Genomic DNA, 14,023 nt, shown 5'->3' on the forward strand with positions numbered 1-14,023 from the left:
GTCTTACGCCCTGTTGTACGGTAGGGACATTCTTATCGTTTCCACCACAAGGTGTCGCCGCTCTTATAGAGCCGGAACCCACAGCGGGATAATACATTTTGAGAAGGGCGGTTACCCCTTTCGGTTTCCGCTATAATGTGCCGGATGATTTCCTGCTTTTCCGCCCACTGACACATTGCCTGCACGGCCTCGGTCATATAGCCGTTATGTTCATACTTTTTCCCTAAGCCGTAACCGATTTCCACTTCCCCTTCCGCATTGGGCAGGGACTTAAAATCGGAGGAACCGATTACAATGCGATCTTCTTTGCGGACAATCAGCCAAAAGGTATGGTATAAATAATTTTCTTCATCCTCTTGGGTGATTTTCAGCTGACTTTTTATGATTTTCAGGAAAAAACCTTCCAGCGGTTCCGCGTCATAGGAACAGTTTAATTCTTTTTCTAAAGAGGGAAGTTCCTCCGCCCATAATTGAAGCTGACGGGCCGTTAGAGGAATTAAAATCAAGCGGTTTGTTTCAATGTTTATTTTTTGCATCTCCTTTTCCTTTATTTACTATGGTGCTTAAATTTGCCGGTTGTATCCATAGCGTAGCCGTTCTACCTGCTTCGGTAAACATCCGCGCCGGGTTCTCCCGCGATGCCTTTTATCGAACTGCGGTTTCAGAACCAATGCGTTGGCCGTTCCAGAAATTCAGGAAGCCGGGTGCGTGTGTCTCCTTTGGCACAATTGAGCTGGAACTGGGTCAGAAAGAGGCTTTGGGACAGGTCTGCCCCCTCCAAATTTGTATCGCGAAGGTCAGCGCCGGTAAAGTCCGTACCGGTCAGTTCCGCACCTTCTAAATTTGCGGCAATCAGGCATGTACCCCGTAAATCCGCGCACCGAAGATCCCTTTTTCTTAAATCTTTTCCAAACAAATCCGAACCCTTTTTTTGCCCCTTTGTTTTCCGGTCAAATTGATTCCCCATATCGGCACGAATTCGGCTGCTGATTTCGCTGAGCAGCCGGAAGATTTTTGTCCGGTATTCGGACAGTTGAAACTCCAATAAAGACCGGCAGGGGAGAAGGGTTATTTTTTCTGTTTCCTGAAGGGCTTCGAAAAGTTCGGTATTGGGCGCTTTCATTGTATACGATAACGCCTGCATTAAGTACCAGCGCAGTTCCTGTAGCTGCCGCATCCTCAAAAATGCGTCAAACATGGCGCTTGCAGCTGTGGGTTCAGCCTTCCAGCTTTTTCCTGAAAATGTAATCTGAGAAACCTGTTGCCCCGCGCCCAGGCATTCATATGAGATGCATCCCTTTAAATCGAGCTTTTCAAGCCGGTCATAAACCGTACAGCGGAAAGCGGTATCCAGATGGGGGCACGGCGTACCGGAACTTTTATCCTCCGGAAAACCGTCCAGCTTTGAAAAAAACAGTGCTACACAGCAAAGGCCGAAGCAATTTTCGCATTGGGGTTTTAACGAAGGAATGCGGGACTGTATAAAATCTTTATCAATAACTTGCGTCATATCCTGTCTCCGATTTCTGTGGAGTTTTCGACTTTACGGTAATCTTTCTCCCTTTCCGGACGAATGGTGAAATTCAAACACAGACTTCCTTTCCTATATTAAAATTAGTATCTATAAAAATAGTATATTCCAGAATGCTCATCATTTCAATATGACAATAAGAAATCCCCGCTGCCGGAAAAACAGCGGGGAGAAGACTTATAACTGATGCATCAAATCTTTGTTTGTAAGATACAATTCGTCAAACAGCTTCTGGAACTTCTCGTATTTTTCATGGTTTTCCATGTTCGGCGTATAGGTGATGCCGGGTTTGATTTTTTTCGATAGATCGGCAAAGCTGTCAAAATAATGGATTCCCATAGCGGCCATCATGGCGTCGCCGAAGCTGGCCCCGATCGTTACGCCGGCGGTTCCGATCGTCTTGCCGGTAATGTCTGCAACCATCTGCATCCAGGCCGGATTTTTGGTGCCGCCGCCGACAGCCATTATTTTATTGATTTGGACTTTGTCTTCTTCAAAGATTTTAAAGTGCTGGTTAATGGAATAGCCCACCGCTTCCAGCGCGGAGCGGTACATATGCTGTCTGGTATGGGTCAGGGTAAGGCCGAAAAGCATGCCCTTTGCGAGCGGGTCATTGATGGGCGTGCGCTCTCCCGCAAAATAGGGAAGAGTAATGAGTCCGTCGCAGCCGATCGGGATTTTGTCGATGCCCTCCATCATGGAAGAATACGCGTTAACGCCTGTTTCCTTTTCCGCTTCCAGGCAGTCCGTAAAGATATTGTCGCGATACCAGCGTGTCAGCGTACCGGCTGCGTTTGTGCCGGCGGAAACGTCGAAGGTGCCCGGAACAATGAACTCCTCGCGCCAGATGCGGTCGTCGTTTACCAGCTTGTCTGCGCAGAGAATCATGTAAATGGAGGAGCCGAACTGAAGCATCATGTCGCCCGGCTGCAGAACGCCGGTGCTGATTGCCTCGGCGCCCGAATCATCCGTGCCGACGATAACGGGGGTTCCTTCGGCAAGCCCGGTTTCCTTTGCGGCTTTCGCCGTAATATGTCCGGCAATTTCTACGGTATTCATGACATCCGCCAGCTGGTCGGGGCGGCAAATCGGTTTGCAGGTTTCCGGATTCGGGGTGCCGTCCGAATGATAAAGCGGGTTAAAGCTGGCAAGTCCAAGGAAACGGTCTACGGTAAATTTGCCGGTGAGTTTCGCGGTTATAAAGCTGGAGCCGGTCAGAAATTTATAGGTTTTTGCGTATACCCCCGGCTCGTTATTCTTAATCCAAAGGATTTTCGGCATGACGTCGGAAGAACAAAGCGGACGGCCGTACCAGGCTTTAATCTGGTCTTCGCCGTAGTATTCCGTCAGCCATTCCATTTCTTTGGTAGCCCGGGCGTCAATGCCGTACAGAATCGCCTTGCGCAGCGGGTTGCAGTCCTTGTCGACGGGCAGACAGTCCGCGCCTAACGCGCTTGCGCCCACAGCCTGAATATCCTTCGGGTCCACGCTGCTTTCCTGCAAAAGGGCGTTGCTGATCAGACAGAAATCGTGCCACCATACCGCGTCCGCGTCGTGCTCAAAGTAGTTTGGCTTAGGGTTCTCCATACCGTGGGTCGCGGTATGGGTTGCGATTACATTGCATTCCTTATCAATAATGACACCTTTGCTTTCAAAAGTTCCGGTGTCTATTCCCATAAAATATGTTTTTTTCATTTTTACACCTCTTTCATTCTGCTTTAACGTAATGTTCTGAACGGTAAAGAGGAAAGGAACGGCTGAAATTCGGCCGTCAGTAAATCGGGCCGGTTTTCAAATCCATATGCCGGAAGAACGGAAAAGCCCGCTGTATGGCAACGTTCCGGAGTTAAGATACTTATTTATAAAAATGTACGTTAAAATTGCATCGGTCGCTTCGGGTGTAGTTGCGGGTGAATTCGATTACGCGATTCTTGTCGTCGTAACTTGTACATTCAAATAAAAGAACCGGCTGGCTTGCGTCAATCCCCATCATCCGCGCGTCCTTTGGTTCCAGTTTGGCAAGATCCAGCGTCTGCCAGGCGCGTTTGAGATTCACTCCGTAAAAGTCGTAGATCTCGTAAATCCCGAAGACGGAAAGGTCGATGCCCTCCAGCTTCGGCACGATGTATTGCGGGATCAGAATTTCTTCGATTGAGATCGATTCGTTATCCGCGTAGCAGATGCGTTTAATATAGTACACCTTGTCATCCGGCTTAATACCGAATACCAGACTGTATTTATCGCCTGCGTCCCGCAGCGCTTTTGTCAAAACCTTTGTAGTGGGGCGGGTGTTTTTGGAACGCATGGTTTGCGTAAATCCGCCCAGCGTTTCAAGGTCCCGCTCAACCTTTTCGCCCATGACATAGACACCCTTGCCCTGAACCCGCTTGAGCATTCCTTCGTGGACGAGCGCGTCGATGGCGTTGCGTACCGTCAGCCGGTTGATGCCGTAAGTTTCAGCCAGTTCGTTTTCAGAAGGGATGGCAGTGCCGGGCAGATATTCCCCGTCTTCTATTTTGGTGCGGACAACCTCCCGCAGCTGCAAGTAAATCGGGGACTGATAACTGATCTTCTCTTCTGTCACACTCATTTTGCCAACTCCTCCTCTTACCAGATTAATTCTTAAAATATTTGATTATCACAAATATTTGATTACCACGCGCCGTTGTACTGCAAAGTTACGCTGCTGTTTGCCGCGCCCATGTGCATGCACTCTTTCAGTTCTTTGCCCTGAAGGATTCCCCTCAGGAAACCGGCAATATAGCTGTCGCCCGCGCCCATCGTATCTTTTACGTCGCAGGGAACAATTCCGAAGGTGGTGAATTTCTCGCCGTCATAGGCAATGCTGCCCTTGTCCCCTAAAGTAACGGTTACGATTTTCGGCCCCTTTGCATGCATTTTTTTCATATAATCCCGGATACATTCGGTATCGCCGTCATCGGAAGCAAAGAATGCGTAATCAACATGGTAAATTGCTTTTTCAATGACGGGGTCTTCCAGTTTATTTGCAAAGTCAAAGGCCACCGGGGTTCCCTTTGCCTTGATTTTATACAGGTCGTTTTCAATATTGCCCCAGAGTCCGGTAACGACCAGATCCTGGCTGCAAAGAAAATCGATATCTTCGTCGGAAAGTTTGAACCGGGCCAAAACGCCCTCGTCATAATCGCCGAAAACACGCTCTCCGTCCACCAGTTCCACCTGCGTAATCGCGGTGTTTCCCGGCAGTACTTTTAAATGGGATGTGTCCACCCCTTTGGCATTCAGCGCGTCGATCATGATTTTACCGTATTTATCGCTGCCCACGACGCCGGTATAAGAGGCCTCGCCTCCCAGCCGAACCGTGTAAACAGCCACATTCACCGGGTTGCCGCCCGGATAGGCTTTTCCCAGCTTCTCATAAACATCCATACAGTTGTCGCCGACTGCTGCTATTTTCATTTTTTGCTCCAATCTATCGGGTGAGCACGCTCGCAAAACGAACCGAGTCTGCCCGTACAACCGATTTAAAATATTCTATCGGGACATCCTCTCCGTCATTTACCACCCCTGTCAGAAAAAAGACGGGGGATTCTTCCTCGATTTTTAATAATGCGGACTCTTCCGGGGTCGTATAGGTAATTCCTATCTTTTCCTCGCCTTTTACGATATGGACGCCGTAATTGTTTTCCAATACCCCGTAAAAGGATTCCTGGCTGAAGTTGTGATGGATCAGTTCAGGGAAACGTTCAAAGTCCACGTAACAGGTTTCAATAATCAGGGGTTCGCCGTCTACAACGCGCAGACGGGTCAGTTCATAAACCTTATGCCCCAGGGGCAGGTGCAGCTTTTTCGTAATCTGTTTGTTGCTTTCGATTACAAGAGCGGAAATCACCTGCGTAGTAAGCTTTTTACCCGACTCCGCCACAAGCTGGGAAAAGGATTTTAAATCCTGCAGATTGCGCACCAGCTTCGGGCTGGCTACAAAGGTGCCGGAGCCTTTTCGATGGTACAGCTTTCCTTCTACAATTAAACGTTCGATCGCGCTTCGCAGAGTTGTCCGGTTAAAATTCCACATTTCACACATATCACGCTCGGAAGGCAGTTTGGCATGGGGCGGAAGTTTATTTTCAATGATATAGCATTCAATTTTTTCCGTAGCTTCATCCCTGGGGCGACTGCGAAATTCACTGGTCATGGGGATTTCCTCCTAAAGTCTAATGGCATAAATTTATAAAAATTACAGTACGTATTTTGGTACATATATAATCATTTAAATTATACCACTTTTAGAGCAGTTTGGGAAGAAAAAAATGAATGCCCGTACATTTTTTGAAAGCCCCCTATACTGGGAAAGCCTTCCAGCATAGGGGGAATCGTTTCAGTATAAAACTTATTCGGCCTTCTCTGTTGAAGCATTGACCTTATTTTTTTTATCCCAGTAATGGAATACCGGCAAACCGGTAACAACAACGAGTGCTGCGCAGATCAAACCGGGGATCGGAGCCCACAGGAAGGTGGAAACGATCAGTGTGCCGGTCATAAACATTGCGATACCGGCCATCAGATGGCCGCAGGGCATTTTCCACAGCGGGTCGTATCCGGTTTTGCGGCGTAATACGAAGATTGTGCCGAATGTCATGAAGTTTTTCAGCAGTGCAACAAGGGTGAAGTAACCGAGCAGGTCGGACAGGCTGGAAGCGAAAATCAGAACGATTGCAACTGCGCACTGAACAAGAATGGAGAAGTAAGGGGTTTCCCACTTCGGATGAACTTTTGCAAAGGATTTGAAGAACAGGCCGTCCTTGGCCATTGCATACTCGATGCGGGGCTGGAACATAATGCAGCTTGACAGGGAGCCGATGATAACGATAATGGCCATGATCGCCGTGATTGTGCCGGCTGCGCCGCCGATCATCGGAATCTGCGCCGCTGCCTGCGCTACCGGCGCGTCGCTTGCGGCAAGGGTTTGCTGCGGAAGCAGACCGGTGACAACGGTGCTGAGCAATACATAAAGTACGGTTACGACAATTACGGAGATAATTAAAGCACGCGGCATTGTCTTTTTCGGTTCTTTGATTTCACCGGTCATATAGCAGACAGCGCCCATTCCGTCGAAAGACCATGTGGTGGCGGAAATACCCGCGAGCAAAGCCGCAAATCCAACCGGAGCGCCCGCAACGGCCGGAGCGGAAATATAATCGCCTTTGATGTAGAACAGGCCGATGCCGATTAAAAGAGCGAAGGGGAGAATTTTAAAGGCGGTGATAAAAGACTGGAATTTGCCGCCGCCTTCCACGCTGCGCAGATGCACGACCATAAAGATGAGTACCAGACCCGTTGCGACAAATTTGGTAGTAAGGCTTGAGAACTTTGTAAAATAAGCAAGGTAATTTGCAATAGCGATCGCCATGATCGAGATGGACGGAGGGTCGGTTGCCCAGAAGCTGATCCAGCCGCAAAGGAAAGCCAGCGGACGGGAACCTGCTTCGCGGAAGTAAACGTATTGGCCGCCGTCTTCGGGATAAGCGGTGGCAAGTTCCGCGTAGCAAAGGTTTGCCGGAACCTGCATCAATCCGCCGATTACGAAGGCCAGAATGGTAAATGCGGCGCAGCCCGCTGCTGCGGCAACTGTCTGAAGCGAGGAAAAGATGCCGGAGCCGATTGTAGTACCGACGGACAGCGCAACCGCTGCGCCCAGACCGAGTTTTCGTTTCAGGTCCTGATTAGCCGGGGCTGCATTGCCTGATTTTTCTTTTGTAGACATGAATTATTCCCCTTTCTTACTTGACCGCCGTTCGGAACCGCTTCCGATTGCGGCCGATTCCCTTGTCATTCCCCGCTTTTCGCAGGGAATAACGTTTCGATACATAACACTATATATTTTCCATACCACTTTACAGAAATAATAGCATATACGATAAAAGTTGTCAATTATTTAAGGAATAAAATATCAAATATTAATAAATTCAGCATGTTAAATGAAAGAAAACCCTTAGAATTGTTGGATTAACTAAAATTATTGTAAGACACTATTGATTTATTATACCAATAGATTGAATTAAATTACCAAAATATAGGGTAGATATGAAAATATACCAAAAAATTTTTCTGTTTTTGTTTAAACTCATTCTGAATTACTCGCCGATAATGCTGATGCTGATCGTACGCTTCGCCGGACCATCAAATTCACAGAAGTATACATCTTGTGCATCTCCTTTAACCAGTTCTCCGCTTACAATCGGAAAAACACAGTGATTCCCGGTAAGATGTGCCTTTAAATGTCCGGTTGGGTTGCCGGCGGTAGAACCGTAGCTTTTCAGCATTCTGGCATGGTTATAAGGATAATTTTCCGGCACAAGCCTTTTCAGGAAATGATCGATGTCGCTTTCCAGGCATTCCAGCGATTCGTTAACGGTGATACCGGTTGTTGTGTGCTTGGAGATAACGGCTATTATCCCATTTTGAATACCGCTTTCCGCAACCGCTTTTTCAATCTCTTCGGTAATCAGAATCATTTCATTGTACTGTTTCGTCAGTAAGGTAAAACTTTTATAAACAACCATCTTGCTATATCAATCCTTTCGTGGAGACGAAGCTTAGTCAAGTCCGCCTAAAAATTCGATTGCGTTTCCGCCTTTAATCAATTCCAGCGTACTTTCCCGGAATCCCAGTTCCTGAATCGCTTGTGCCATACGAATCTGTTCGAATCGCGGATTGTTGCTGCCAAACATGACCTGATGGCGTAAACTGCGGTCAATCCATGTGACAGGGATATCCTGTGTCAGAACACGGGTATAAAATTCACGGGCACAGTCGAAATACAAAAAACTGGTATCAGCGTAAAGGTTCGGAAATTTTACCATTAACATAGCGGTTTCCTGTACCCAGGGCCAACCAAAATGAGCAAGGCAGATACGCAGCTTTGGATGGCGGCAGGCCACTTCTTCAAACTCGATCGGGCGTGCGTATTTGCTCAGTGTATCCGGTTCCCAGGAAAGACCGCTGTGGAACAGGATGGGCTTATTGTATTTTTCACAGATCTGATAGATCGGTTTGAGCCTCTCGTCGCTTGGATAAAACCATTGCCTGGATGGGTGAAGCTTCAGACCCTTTAATTTCAGGTCGGTAAAGGCATGCTCCAATTTTTCGCAGCAATGATCGGCCAGCGGATCAACGCTTGCGAAGCCGATGAATTTGTCCGGCGCCATATCGACAAGGCTGCGGATTTCCTCATTGGTTACCACCGCCCGCCCCGCCGTTGTGGTATAGTCTTCCGGAAGCAGGCAAAGCCTGTCGAGGCCGGCGCAGTTCATCTGGTTAAAAATGTGCTCCAACGGCGCTGTACCATTCCGGTGAATATCAAGTGTGTTATGGCGAAATTCCGTCTGGTCTTCATCCTTATTGATCGGTTCAAAAAAAGCCGGATGTACGTGAATATCAATAAACATCCTAAAAGTCCTTTCTTATAAGTGAAAATAGGGGGTATGCCCGATTTACCGTCATACCCCCTTGCATTGCCTCTATTTTAATAAATCTCTAATATTGTTAATTGCGCGGCGTGCGTAAAAACGCGGCTCGTTGATATACGAAGTGACGAGTTCGATCGTCATGGTTCCCTGATAGTTCATTTCCTTCAGCTCCGCCATCATTTCCCTGAGCGGCATTTGGCCTTCGCCGGGCATGATGTGCGTATCGCTTGCGCCGTCGCTGTCGATTACGTGCATATGGTACATTTTTTCGCCCAGTTTATCGAAGTAGGCCATGATGCTCTCCTGCTGCACATAAGGAGGGACAATATCGCACATGCCGACCAGACTGTCGGACGGAATCTGCCGGAATACTTCCAGCAAATCGTTTGCGCTCTTGCACACGTTTGATTCGTAAGGGGTCAGTGCCTCCAGAACGATTTTGTGGCCTATTTTTTCCGCATATTCCGTTAATTCACGCATGGTGCGGATGAGACGGTCCCAAATTTCCTGCGCGGTGGCGTTATAGCCCGCGTGCGCAGGGGACATAAGGGTAAAATCCGCTCCCATTTCCTTCGCCATATCCATGGAAAGTTTCAGATATTCTACCGCGTCGCGGCGCATGGACTCGCTGCCGATCATAAAGTTATAAGGATAGGCGTTATGTTCCGGCGTATAGCCTCTTACCGGCATTTCATACTCATCGATCAATTCTTTAATCTGATGGATATCGCCGGCTTTTAGATCCGGCGCGTAAGCGTGTGGGCGGGCTCCCCAAAGTTCAATATAATCATAGCCGAACCGTTTCGCGTCCTTGAAAACATCTTCAATGGGGTTGCGCTGATAACCGGATGTAAACATACCTATTTTCATAAAAACTTCCTCCATTCAAATTTCAATTTAGTGAAATTGCCAATTCAGCTACAGAAAAAAACCGTTCACAATGCGGAAACAGAGCAAACGGTTTTTTTACAGGCAAGTGTTGCTGCGGATTCGGTTAATACTGTACCAGTCCGCCGTAGTAACGCCTGTCATCCGGGTTGTGGTCTTTGCTGATGGACAGATAATAATAGAAGAATTCAAGGGGTACGAACAGTACCATCGGAGCGAGCATCGGGTGCAGGTCCACGTTCAGGTCTTTATAATCGAATACAATATAATTCTCGGTAAACTTTTTCACGAAATTAATGGTGCGCTCGGTTGTATGACGGGATTCGTCGGTGCCGAGCATGAAAACATACGGAACGCCCTTTTCAACGATTTCCAGCGGGCCGTGGCGGAATTCGGCGCTGTTCAGCATGCAGCCGTGCGTCCATGTGAATTCCATCATGGTAATAACGCCCTCTTTATAGGCGAGCGGCAGCATCGGGCCGGCGGCAACCGTATAGATAAAGGGCCATTTGCTTGCGCGGATACCGAGTTCCTTCGATTTCTCTTCCTGAGAAACCACGAGCTCGCCCAGAATTTTGGGCAGCTTCGGCAGGTCGGCAAGAATCTTGCTGACTTCTTTATGTTCCTTTACCGCGTTGATGTATTTGCAGGCGATGTAATAGCTGACCAGCAGATGAATTTCCCAAATGCATTCCGCGCCGTAGCCGAGAACATATTCCGCTTCCTTGCTTAAAGGAGTGCCTTCCTGGTCGCGGGTTACGCCGAGCGTTAACGCACCGGCTTCCCGCGCGCGCTTAATGCTGTTGTAAACTTCTTCGGTTTTGCCGTAATGGCTTATGCCGATAACCATAGAGTGCTCGTCCAGCTTACTGGGGGTTTGGTCCAGAAAATCCCAGCCGCTGTATGCTTTGCAGGGAATGTCGGAATACTTTTCAAACAGCATCTGCGCTGTCTGGCAGGCGCAGAGGGGGGAACCGCAGGCTACGAAGTAAACGCGGTCCACTTTCCGTTCGACCATTTTTGCAACGACTTTGTCGAGTCTCGGAAAATCCTTTTCCATCAGGTTTTCAACTTCCTTGACCATGTTTGTGGTTACAAGGAAATCAACCTTGTTCTTATCAATGTTTAGCATACAATCAATCCTTATCTGTTCGTATTTCGTGCAGGTGCACGATTGTAGAGTGAAGTGGTGGAAGATATATAATAAATGAGTAGGTATGAGTAAACAATTATTTCCCCTGTACCCAGGGTTCAAAAACACTGACGACTTCGGAAGCTACCTTTGCTCCTTTTTCCAGAGCCTGGTCAATGGGCATATTTGTCAGGATCCCATACAGGAACCCTGCAATGAAACTATCCCCCGCGCCAACCGTGTTTACGGTCTTTGCAGGGAAAATGCCGAATTCATAGAACCGGCTGCCGTCCCAGGCAAGACTTCCTTTTTCACCAAAGGTGGAAACCGCGATTTTCATTCCGCGGCTTACTTTATCCTTTAAAAATTTCTCAATAAATTCATCCCGCTGTTTATAAGAATAAAATCCGTAATCAACATAGGGAAGAGTACTTTCGACCAGTTCGTGCGTCAGCCTGTCGGCATAGTCAAAGCTGATTTTCGCACCCCGCTTTTTTATTTCCGGCAGAACCTTTTCTGCTTTTCCCCAAAGGGCGGTATGGACCAGATCATGGCTTGCCGCGAAACGAACGTCTTCCTCGTCAAAAACGATATTCTCCAAAACGCCTTCGGAATACTCGCCGTGAACGCGATCCAGACCGTTCATATCCATATAGGTGATTGCCGTCGGTCCTCTTCCGACCTTTAAGTGACTGATATCCAGCCCTTCGGAATTCAGACAGCTTAGCATCCATCTGCCGTTTTCATCGTCACCGGTTGTGCTGATAATCGAGGTTGGAATGCCCAGCTTCTGTAGGTTCACACCGGTATCGACTACATTGCCCGTGGGATACTTTTTCCCTAACCGGGGATAGACATCAATACAGTTATCACCGATTGCCGCTACTTTCATCATAAGACCTCCCATCTGCAAATTGAAATATATACGTGTTACTACCATTATTAAACCAATTTGCCTAAACTAAGTATAACGCTGCAATTTCATTTCGTCAACAAGTCAGATTATCCTAAATAAACACAGGATATTTATTTAAATTTAACAGTAATTATCCTAAAAAAGAATGGATGAAATTATACCACTTTTAGAAGCAGCCGAAAAGGAAGCCTAGCTTGAAGGGGAAATCATAAATTTTTCTACGATTTCCGCTACAGCATCATGGTTATTATCCTTTAAAGTAACATAATCCGCGGCGGCCTTCACATCCGGCAGGGCGTTTTGTACCGCTATACCGATTCCGGCATGGGTCAGCATGTCAATATCATTGTCGTAATTTCCCACGGCAATCGTTTGGGCCACCGGGATGGCAAGAGAATCGGCAAGCGCTTTTAATCCGTTCCACTTGTTGACGCCTTTCTTCATAATATCAATGCAGGTGGGCTCGGAGGCGACGTATTCCAAATTCAAATCCGCCCGGTCCAAAAACGCGCTGACTTCTTTGCCGTCGCTGGTTACCGTAAAGCCTTCTATCCGGTCGTACTCTACATCCGCAAGGGAATGATACAAATCCGGCTGAATTCCCAATTCCTCTATATAGCTTTGGGTACGCGGCGTAATCTTATTGATTGCCCAGTACATCCCGCTGAGAATATACAGCAGGTAGTCTTTTTGCAGGCAGTAGGAGATCAGTATTTTCGCTTCCTCTTTGTCAACCAGCTCATTTTTCAATATGCGGCCGTCGGCGGTGGAGATAATTTTCCCGCCGTTGTTCAGAATAAGATAGTCCGCGAAACGGTCGTCTTCGCCCAGCGGCACCATGTCGACGTCCCGCCGCCCGGTGACAAAACAGAGGATATGCCCCTTTTGCCGGGCGGCAATCAGTGCTTGTTTGGAAAGACTGCCCAGTTTGCCGCTGTCATCAACAGCGGTACCGTCAAGATCCAAAGCCAGTATTTTACGGTCCATATTACACCCGAAACTCACAGCTCTTTACGGTACTCTTTTACGATTTTCATAAAGTCTTTTACCCGGCCACAATCGACTGTGCTGTAGAAATCGCCGTTTTTCTTAAAGGTTGTGCCTACAACGGCTGCGTCCGAGTAACTGAGCTTTTCCTTAATGGTATCCATGCGGCACCCGGTGTTACAGATAACGGCAACTTCCGGAGCGGCCTTTTTTACGCTGCTCATCAGGGCCTCGTCTACTTCCTGACCGGCTGCGGAGGCGGAAATGCAGAGCCCGTCTGGAGACGCTTTGAAGATGACGGATTTTGCGATATCGGCCAGCGGGCGGGTATCCAGATTCCGGTCGGATTCCGGATTAATAAAGTACAGCATTTTCAGGTCGTCCAGATGCAAAGCGGCCTTGCGGCGCAGTAAATAGGAGAAGTCGTTGTCATAAAAACCGCCGTCGCCTACATAGGAACCGCAGAAAGTACCGCGAATAAATTTCGCGTCCACCGCCGCGGCCAATTCAATGCTGGCAAGTCCGTCCGAAATGCAGTCCGCACCGTACGGCACACGGATATTGCTCATTAATTCCCCGATGACGCGGGCCATGGCCGCGGGGGTAATGAAATCCATTTTCCGCTGATAGGGCAGGCTGAATTCATTGCTGAAGATGATTCCGTCCACGCCGCCGTCCTGCAATGCTTTCAGATCGGAGCGGGCCTGATCAACAACCGCTTTCATACTGTCCCCGTAACGGAATTTAGGGTCACCCGGCAATGCCTTTAAATGAAGCATTGCAAAGATAGGCTTTTTTACACCAAACATTTTCTCAGTCCAAAGCATAACCATCTCTCCAATTCCCTTATTTTCTAAATTTAAAAAGAAGCAAACTGATTTAAAAAGCATATAAGTTTGTAGTAATTGCATACCATTTTCAAAAACATAATAGCATTCCGTTTTCGGAATGTCAATAAGATTTCAGCATAATTCATTCGGATTTTTGTCGGATTTCCGCGGATAATCGTGCATAGGGCAGATTTATTCTACTATTTCAGATAATATCAGGTTTTTCAAAAAATGTTTCCATGTATTTTTAAAAATGGTATAAAACATAGGAACAGCGGATAAATCGAATCA

General features: G+C 47.6%; 14 protein-coding genes. All 14 read right to left on the reverse strand.

The features are described from left to right. Positions 1-32: 32 nt before the first annotated feature. The 14 genes from OUY18_RS01240 to OUY18_RS01305 all read right to left on the reverse strand — a co-directional run bounded on the left by OUY18_RS01240 (position 33) and on the right by OUY18_RS01305 (position 13,729). Positions 33-536: a GNAT family N-acetyltransferase gene (locus tag OUY18_RS01240; RefSeq protein ID WP_419196106.1), complete on the reverse strand. Its 504-nt coding sequence runs from the start codon at positions 534-536 to the stop codon at positions 33-35. A gap of 125 nt (positions 537-661) precedes the next feature. Then, positions 662-1,510 (reverse strand): pentapeptide repeat-containing protein, encoded by an 849-nt coding sequence (locus OUY18_RS01245; RefSeq protein ID WP_268056886.1) that lies wholly within the window; start codon positions 1,508-1,510, stop codon positions 662-664. A 198-nt stretch (positions 1,511-1,708) separates the two neighbouring features. Next, a complete protein-coding gene (locus OUY18_RS01250; RefSeq protein ID WP_268056887.1) occupies positions 1,709-3,226 on the reverse strand; it encodes an FGGY-family carbohydrate kinase in 1,518 nt (505 codons plus the stop codon). Positions 3,227-3,386: 160 nt separating this feature from the next. Further along, positions 3,387-4,121: a GntR family transcriptional regulator gene (locus tag OUY18_RS01255; RefSeq protein ID WP_268056888.1), complete on the reverse strand. Its 735-nt coding sequence runs from the start codon at positions 4,119-4,121 to the stop codon at positions 3,387-3,389. A 62-nt stretch (positions 4,122-4,183) separates the two neighbouring features. After that, positions 4,184-4,969, reverse strand: coding sequence for a fructoselysine 6-kinase (gene frlD, locus OUY18_RS01260; protein WP_268056889.1), 786 nt, complete (start codon positions 4,967-4,969; stop codon positions 4,184-4,186). 13 nt (positions 4,970-4,982) lie between these two features. Next, complete coding sequence (locus tag OUY18_RS01265; RefSeq protein WP_268056890.1) at positions 4,983-5,705, reverse strand: GntR family transcriptional regulator; 723 nt, start codon at positions 5,703-5,705, stop codon at positions 4,983-4,985. A 195-nt stretch (positions 5,706-5,900) separates the two neighbouring features. Continuing rightward, positions 5,901-7,274, reverse strand: a complete 1,374-nt coding sequence (locus OUY18_RS01270; RefSeq protein WP_268056891.1) for an amino acid permease — start codon at positions 7,272-7,274, stop codon at positions 5,901-5,903. Positions 7,275-7,644: 370 nt separating this feature from the next. Continuing rightward, the gene (locus tag OUY18_RS01275) at positions 7,645-8,073 is read right to left on the reverse strand and encodes a secondary thiamine-phosphate synthase enzyme YjbQ (RefSeq protein WP_268056892.1); all 429 of its coding nucleotides are present in this window, start codon (positions 8,071-8,073) and stop codon (positions 7,645-7,647) included. A gap of 33 nt (positions 8,074-8,106) precedes the next feature. After that, positions 8,107-8,958, reverse strand: coding sequence for an amidohydrolase family protein (locus OUY18_RS01280; RefSeq protein ID WP_268056893.1), 852 nt, complete (start codon positions 8,956-8,958; stop codon positions 8,107-8,109). Positions 8,959-9,030: 72 nt separating this feature from the next. Next, entirely contained in the window at positions 9,031-9,849 is an 819-nt protein-coding gene (gene frlC, locus OUY18_RS01285; RefSeq protein WP_268056894.1) for a fructoselysine 3-epimerase, read from the reverse strand. Positions 9,850-9,973: 124 nt separating this feature from the next. After that, a complete protein-coding gene (frlB, locus tag OUY18_RS01290) occupies positions 9,974-10,999 on the reverse strand; it encodes a fructoselysine 6-phosphate deglycase (protein ID WP_268056895.1) in 1,026 nt (341 codons plus the stop codon). A 97-nt stretch (positions 11,000-11,096) separates the two neighbouring features. Beyond that, a complete protein-coding gene (frlD, locus tag OUY18_RS01295) occupies positions 11,097-11,894 on the reverse strand; it encodes a fructoselysine 6-kinase (protein ID WP_268056896.1) in 798 nt (265 codons plus the stop codon). A gap of 210 nt (positions 11,895-12,104) precedes the next feature. After that, positions 12,105-12,902, reverse strand: coding sequence for a Cof-type HAD-IIB family hydrolase (locus tag OUY18_RS01300; protein WP_268056897.1), 798 nt, complete (start codon positions 12,900-12,902; stop codon positions 12,105-12,107). Positions 12,903-12,916: 14 nt separating this feature from the next. Continuing rightward, positions 12,917-13,729 carry a BtpA/SgcQ family protein gene (locus tag OUY18_RS01305; RefSeq protein WP_268056898.1) on the reverse strand — a complete coding sequence of 271 codons (813 nt, stop codon included), beginning with the start codon at positions 13,727-13,729 and terminating at the stop codon, positions 12,917-12,919. Between the last annotated feature and the right edge of the window lie 294 nt (positions 13,730-14,023).

This window comes from Caproiciproducens galactitolivorans, assembly GCF_026672255.1.
GTDB classification, from domain to species: domain Bacteria; phylum Bacillota; class Clostridia; order Oscillospirales; family Acutalibacteraceae; genus Caproiciproducens; species Caproiciproducens galactitolivorans_A.

Coding starts and splice junctions, on each gene's coding strand:
- OUY18_RS01280 (WP_268056893.1), bottom strand. CDS start 8,958: ATGTTTATTGATATTCACGTACATCCGGCTTTTTTTGAACCGATCAAT.
- OUY18_RS01245 (WP_268056886.1), bottom strand. CDS start 1,510: ATGACGCAAGTTATTGATAAAGATTTTATACAGTCCCGCATTCCTTCG.
- frlD (WP_268056889.1), bottom strand. CDS start 4,969: ATGAAAATAGCAGCAGTCGGCGACAACTGTATGGATGTTTATGAGAAG.
- frlD (WP_268056896.1), bottom strand. CDS start 11,894: ATGATGAAAGTAGCGGCAATCGGTGATAACTGTATTGATGTCTATCCC.
- OUY18_RS01240 (WP_419196106.1), bottom strand. CDS start 536: ATGCAAAAAATAAACATTGAAACAAACCGCTTGATTTTAATTCCTCTA.
- OUY18_RS01305 (WP_268056898.1), bottom strand. CDS start 13,729: ATGCTTTGGACTGAGAAAATGTTTGGTGTAAAAAAGCCTATCTTTGCA.
- OUY18_RS01250 (WP_268056887.1), bottom strand. CDS start 3,226: ATGAAAAAAACATATTTTATGGGAATAGACACCGGAACTTTTGAAAGC.
- OUY18_RS01255 (WP_268056888.1), bottom strand. CDS start 4,121: ATGAGTGTGACAGAAGAGAAGATCAGTTATCAGTCCCCGATTTACTTG.
- OUY18_RS01275 (WP_268056892.1), bottom strand. CDS start 8,073: ATGGTTGTTTATAAAAGTTTTACCTTACTGACGAAACAGTACAATGAA.
- OUY18_RS01265 (WP_268056890.1), bottom strand. CDS start 5,705: ATGACCAGTGAATTTCGCAGTCGCCCCAGGGATGAAGCTACGGAAAAA.
- frlB (WP_268056895.1), bottom strand. CDS start 10,999: ATGCTAAACATTGATAAGAACAAGGTTGATTTCCTTGTAACCACAAAC.
- OUY18_RS01270 (WP_268056891.1), bottom strand. CDS start 7,274: ATGTCTACAAAAGAAAAATCAGGCAATGCAGCCCCGGCTAATCAGGAC.
- OUY18_RS01300 (WP_268056897.1), bottom strand. CDS start 12,902: ATGGACCGTAAAATACTGGCTTTGGATCTTGACGGTACCGCTGTTGAT.
- frlC (WP_268056894.1), bottom strand. CDS start 9,849: ATGAAAATAGGTATGTTTACATCCGGTTATCAGCGCAACCCCATTGAA.